Genomic DNA, 6364 nt, shown 5'->3' with positions numbered 1-6364 from the left:
CATAAACTCCAAAACCAATCCAAATAGCAAATACATAGAATGAGCCTACAACAGAGTAATCACGTTCTCGAGGTTCAAACGGACGCACATTGGTGTAAAACTGGATAGCTAATCCTGTAAATAGGAAAAATACGAGCATGATCCAAAATGTTTTTTTATCTTTATTAAAAAGAAAAAACATCCCTATTAACCCTAATATTAAAGGTAAAAAGTAATAGGTATTTCGAGCTTTATTGTTTTTTACATCGCTTGGTAAATTATCTTGAGAATAGCCTAAATGCCATTCGTCAATAAGTTTTATACCGCTTATCCAATTTCCGTGATTATCGTAGCGGCCTTGAATATCGTCTTGTCTCCCTGTGAAATTCCACATAAAATAACGCCAATACATATATCCTAGTTGGTATTCTAACATATATAAAATATTAGATCCTAAAGATGGTTTTTCAACCTCTAAAAATTGCTGTCCATATGTTTTTAAAAATTTGTTATAATCTTCATAATCCACATTCCCTTGAGCAACATTATTTTTAAAATTTGACACCAAAGTGCGTAGATTATTTTCCATTTGATATTCAGGTTTTATTTTAAAATCTAAAAACCCAGAAAACATCATATAATTTTCAGCATGTTCGCCACTCCACATTCGCGGAAGAATAGATGCTTGTTTTGAATTGAAATTATAATTAGCATTCTTGTAATCATTCACAATAACATATTCACCTTTTTCTTTATCTTTTTCGTATTTAGGCTTGGCATCTACATATGGATTCTTTTCATCTAAATAAGCATATTGTTCTGTAAACAATGGTCCGTAAAACAAGTGTGTTTCTGGGTATTGTTCTAAGTTATAATAGGCTAATAATTCTCTTGCACTCGACGGATTATTTTCGTTAATTACCACATTGGCATTGGCACGAATTGGTAACATTAACCATGTGGAAAATCCAATAATAACAAAGGTTAGACATAGTATACCAGTGTTTAAATGTGTATGTTGTTTTTGTCGCGTGTATTTTAAAGCGTAAAAAATAATAGCAACTAATAATAAACCTGCAATAATAGAGCCTGAGTTAAAAGGAAGTCCAATAGTATTCACAAAAAATATTTCGAAAACACTAAAAATCTTAAGGATATTTGGTGCTAATAATTTAAAGACGAATAGTAAAATACCAACCGAAACCACATTAGCGATTATGAAATTTTTAACCGTAACCGTTTTATAATTTTTAAAGTAGTAAATAAGCCCGATAGCAGGAATGGTTAATAAACCCATAAAATGCACCCCAAACGATAAGCCAATAACGAAAGCAATTAAAATAAGCCAACGGTTTCCGCGTGGTTTGTCCATGTCTTGCTCCCAACGTAAGCCCAACCAAAATAACACTGACATAATTAAAGTAGCCATAGCGTAAACTTCGGTTTCAACAGCATTAAACCAAAACGAATCGGTAAATGTAAACGCTAAACTGCCCACAAAACCACTACCTAAAATAGCCATAGTTTGTTGTGAGTTTAAATCTTTACCGTTGTTAACAAACTTTTTCAGCAACAAAGTAATTGTCCAAAACATAAATAAAATAGTGAAAGCACTAGCCACAGCACTCATCATATTCATCATCCAACCTACTTGAGAAGGCTCAAAAGCAAACATAGAAAAGAACGCTCCCATCATTTGAAATAAAGGTGCCCCTGGTGGGTGACCAACTTGCAATTTTGCCGAGGTTAAAATGTATTCACCTGCATCCCAAAAACTTACCGTAGGCTCTACTGTTAAAGTATATGTAATAAATGCAATTAAAAAAGAGAACCATCCTAAGATAGTATTCCATTTTTTAAAGTTTAAATGTGCCATAAAATCTATGTTTGTTTGCTTGGGCGAATTTAATAATAAATATGAAACGAGACATAACTATTTAGTTTGTCTTAACATAAAACAATAATACCGTTGCTGTTAAGCATAAAATGTAACTGTTTTTTTAGGGAAACGTTAAGTATTCAAAATTATTTTTTAAAAAATACTTGCGCAAAGCATTTATTGTATTAAATTTGCATCCTCAATACCAGAATGGCCTATGGTGTAACTGGCAACACGTTGGTTTTTGGTACCAAAGAGTCTAGGTTCGAGCCCTAGTAGGCCAACAAAAAGTCTTCCTTTAAGGAAGACTTTTTTAGTTTTAAATGATTTCTATATCTTAAAAGTAATTACAGGTCGTTTTGCATGATTTACTAAATCCTCACTAATACTACCATTGAAAAAATGAGAAATGCCTTGTCTGCCATGGGTACTCATGCCAATTAAGTCGGCATTTATAGATTGTGAAAAATTCATAATCCCTTTTTCAATACTTAAATCGTTATAAATATTGATAGTGTATTTAGAGAAACTAAAATCTTCCGTAAACTTTTTTATTCTATTATTTGCCTTTGCCGATGTAACAAATTTATTAGGTGTATTTACCATAAGTAAATGCATTTTAGCACCTAAAACTTCAGCAAAATTTAGAGCTTTTTTATAAGATGTTTTGCTTTCATCTTTAAAATCGGAAGCAAAAACAAAATCTTTAACCTTAAATTTTTTATGTTCATTTTTAATAACAAGTACTGGGGTTTCTGATGTGCGAACAACTTTTTCGGTATTACTCCCTACAAGCATTTCTCTTAAACCACTTACGCCGTTAGAGCCCATTACAACTAAATCTATGTTATGTTTTTTGCACGTTTGAAAAATACCTTTAAATATTTCATGCAAATCAACATGCTCATGTATTACTAAGCCTTTTAAGTAGTCCTTTGTTTTTAATGCTTCAAATTGTTTATGAGCTAATTTCATAAAATAAACAGCTTCAGGTAAGTTGTTGTAGGAGCTTAAAGCATCAACTTTATGCATTGGGATTTCAACAATGTGAAGCAAATAAATTTCGCAATTATGGGTCTTAGCTAACTGAGCAGCAACTTTTAAAGCGTTTTCAGCCTGTTCAGAAAAATCTGTAGGGACAAGTATTTTTTTCATGGTTTTTGTATTTGAGATGTATATAAATTTATAAATTAATACTTTATAAATCAATTAAAATATTATATATTTGCACCGTTGAAAGGCAAAATTAAGATAATGAGGGGACGGAAAGTCCCCTCTTTTTATACTAAAAATGTTTAAAAAAACGGTTACAGATTTACTTGAAGCTGCACTAATTGAAAGATCAGATTTATTTCTTATTGATTTTTCTATTGATAGTAGTAATCACATTAAAGTCATTATAGATGGTGATAATGGTGTTTTGGTTGAAGATTGTATGTTTATTAGCCGAGCCATCGAGCATAATTTAGATAGAGAAGAGCAAGATTTTTCTTTAGAGGTTATGTCTTCTGGAGCAACAGCACCATTAGTACATAATAGGCAGTATAAAAAAAATATAAATAGAACGCTAGAAGTAAGAACAAATTCTGAAAAAATAGAAGGAATTCTTGCTGAAGCTACTGAAGATACCATTACATTAAAATGGAAAGTTAGAGAGCCAAAACCAATAGGAAAAGGCAAAATAACTGTAAAGAAAGAAGCAAATATTGCTTATAAAGATATTGTAGAAGCAAAAGTTATGATTAAATTTTAATTCAGATTTATGGAAAATGTAGCGTTAATTGAATCATTTTCAGAATTCAAAGACGATAAGTTAATTGACAGAGTAACGTTAATGGCTATTTTAGAAGATGTATTTAGAAGTGCCTTAAAAAAGAAATATGGCGATGATGATAATTTCGATATTATTGTAAACCCAGATAAAGGCGATTTAGAGATATGGAGAAATAGAATTGTGGTTGCCGATGGCGAAGTTGAAGAACCAAATCAAGAAATTTCATTAACTGAAGCTCGTAAAATTGAGCCAGATTTTGAAGTAGGTGAAGATGTATCTGAAGAAGTAAAACTTATAGATTTAGGGAGACGTGCTATTTTAGCATTACGCCAAAACTTAATATCTAAAATTCATGAGCACGATAACACTATTATTTATAAACAATTTAAAGATTTAGTAGGGGAGATTTATACAGCAGAAGTGCACCATATTCGTCACAGAGCTGTTATTTTATTAGATGATGATGGTAATGAAATTGTATTGCCAAAAGACAGACAAATCCCTTCTGATTTTTTCAGAAAAGGAGATAACGTTCGTGGTGTAATTGATAGTGTAGAGCTTAAAGGTGCTAAACCAACTATTATTATGTCAAGAAGCTCACCTAAGTTTTTAGAAAAATTATTTGAGCAAGAAATTCCAGAAGTTTTTGATGGCTTAATAACTATTAAAAATGTAGTAAGAATTCCTGGTGAAAAAGCAAAAGTAGCTGTAGATTCTTATGATGATAGAATCGATCCAGTTGGAGCTTGTGTAGGTATGAAAGGTTCTAGAATTCACGGAATTGTGCGTGAGTTAGGTAATGAAAATATCGACGTTATAAATTATACCAACAATTTACAATTATATGTAACCAGAGCATTAAGTCCAGCTAGAGTAACTTCAATTAAATTAAATGAAGAAACAAAACGTGCTGAGGTTATTTTAAAACCAGAAGAAGTAAGTAAAGCTATTGGTCGTGGTGGTCATAATATTCGTTTAGCGGGTCAATTAACTGGTTACGAGATAGATGTGTTTAGAGAAGGTGCAGAAGAAGATGTAGAATTAAGAGAATTCACTGATGAAATTGAAGGATGGATTATAGAAGAGTTTAGTAAAGCTGGACTAGATACTGCTAAAAGCATTTTAGAACAAGATGTAGTAGATTTAGTTAAAAGAACAGACTTAGAAGAAGAAACAATTAATGATGTTATTAGAATTCTAAGAGAAGAATTCGAAGAATAAATACCAATTTAATTTTATGATTGAATGGGTATAATATATATTTGAGTATTTTAAAGGCAATTTATGGCTGAAACAATTAGATTAAATAAAGTATTACGTGAGCTTAATATCTCTCTAGATCGTGCCGTGGAATTTTTAGATTCCAAAGGTGTTGAAATAGAGAAGCGACCTACTACAAAAATTTCTGAAGAAACGTATAAAATTCTTTCTGATGAATTTGAAACAGATGCTAGTAAAAAAGTAGCATCTAAAGAAGTTAGTGAAGCAAAACTAAAAGAGAAAGAAGTATTGCGAGAGCAACGCGAGCGCGAACTTGAAGAAAAGCAAAAAATTGCAGCCCAAAAAGAAGAAGTTGTTAAAGCAACTAAAACACTTTCTGGACCAAAAACTGTTGGTAAAATTGATTTAGATCCTAAAAAGAAGGAAGAAAAAGTAGTTGCTAAAAAAGCAGATATTATTGTTTCAGAAGGACCTAAAGAGCCAGTTAAAAAACAAGCTGAAAAGGACGTTGAAGTAAAGGTTGAAGAGCCTATAGAGGTTAAAACACCTAAAGCTAAGACTAAAGAAAAGGAAGAAGTCAAAGAAGTTGCTCCTAAAAAGGAAAAACTAAATGAAGATGGAGAACTTGTTCCAGATGAAAAGGTAACGACTCAATACAAAAAACTTACAGGCCCAAAAATAGCGGGTGATAAAATTGATTTATCTAAGTTTTCTAAGCCTAAGAAAAAGAAAGAAGAGAAAAAGCCTGATGCTAAAAAAGGCGAAGGAACCGCAAACAAGAAAAAGCGTCGCCGTATTAGTAAAGCTGGAGTACCAGGGTCTGGTACAGCACAAAATAGAGGTGCTGGAAATAGACCAGGGGGAAACGACAGGTTTAAAGGAAAACCAGGTCAAGGCAGAAGAAACATTGTTAAAGAAGAACCTAGCGAAGAAGATGTAAAAAAACAAGTGCGTGAAACACTTGAAAAACTTCAAGGTAAATCTAGCAAAGGTAAAGGTGCTAAATACAGAAGAGATAAAAGAGATCAACATAGAGAACAATCTGAGATTGATGAGCAAATAGAAGCAGCAGAAAGCAAAATTCTTAAGGTTACTGAATTTGTAACAGCAAACGAAGTAGCAACCATGATGGATGTTGGAGTAACTCAAATTATATCGGCATGTATGTCGTTAGGAATGATGGTTACAATGAATCAACGTTTAGATGCAGAAACACTATCTATTGTAGCAGAAGAATTTGGTTATAAAGTAGAATTTGTAACAGCAGATATTGAAGAATCTATTGAAGAAGTAGAGGATAAACCAGAAGATTTAAAACCACGTGCACCAATTGTAACAGTAATGGGTCACGTCGATCATGGTAAAACATCACTTCTGGATTACATTCGTCAAGAAAATGTAATTGCAGGCGAATCAGGAGGTATTACACAACATATCGGTGCTTATGGTGTACAACTTGAAAATGGTCAAAAAATAGCATTTTTAGATACACCAGGTCACGAAGCCTTTAC

The 6364-nt window shown here is 32.2% G+C and carries 5 protein-coding genes and 1 tRNA gene; 4 read left to right on the top strand and 2 right to left on the bottom strand.

The window, feature by feature from the left end:
- Window positions 1-1855: DUF2723 domain-containing protein (locus AADI82_RS12955; protein WP_341216850.1), on the bottom strand; the 1855-nt coding region annotated here is incomplete at its 3' end.
- A 214-nt stretch (window positions 1856-2069) separates the two neighbouring features.
- Here AADI82_RS12955 and AADI82_RS12950 point away from each other — a divergent pair.
- Window positions 2070-2142: transfer RNA gene (locus tag AADI82_RS12950), tRNA-Gln, on the top strand.
- Window positions 2143-2188: 46 nt separating this feature from the next.
- Here AADI82_RS12950 and AADI82_RS12945 read toward each other — a convergent pair.
- On the bottom strand, window positions 2189-3013 hold the full coding sequence (locus AADI82_RS12945; RefSeq protein WP_341216849.1) for a universal stress protein: 825 nt from the start codon (window positions 3011-3013) through the stop codon (window positions 2189-2191).
- Between the two features lie 136 nt (window positions 3014-3149).
- On the opposite strand from AADI82_RS12945, the gene rimP reads away from it, so the two are divergent.
- From rimP to AADI82_RS12930, 3 genes are all read left to right on the top strand, one after another.
- Window positions 3150-3611 (top strand): ribosome assembly cofactor RimP, encoded by a 462-nt coding sequence (rimP, locus tag AADI82_RS12940; protein WP_341216848.1) that lies wholly within the window; start codon window positions 3150-3152, stop codon window positions 3609-3611.
- Window positions 3612-3620: 9 nt separating this feature from the next.
- On the top strand, window positions 3621-4853 hold the full coding sequence (gene nusA, locus AADI82_RS12935; protein WP_341216847.1) for a transcription termination factor NusA: 1233 nt from the start codon (window positions 3621-3623) through the stop codon (window positions 4851-4853).
- A 63-nt stretch (window positions 4854-4916) separates the two neighbouring features.
- On the top strand, window positions 4917-6364 hold a 1448-nt coding region (locus tag AADI82_RS12930), incomplete at its 3' end, for a translation initiation factor IF-2 N-terminal domain-containing protein (protein WP_341216846.1).

The organism is uncultured Wocania sp. (assembly GCF_964021735.1).
Classification (GTDB): domain Bacteria; phylum Bacteroidota; class Bacteroidia; order Flavobacteriales; family Flavobacteriaceae; genus Wocania_A.
The sequence above is the reverse complement of the archived record's forward strand: the minus strand, read 5'-3'. Positions and strand labels throughout refer to the sequence as shown.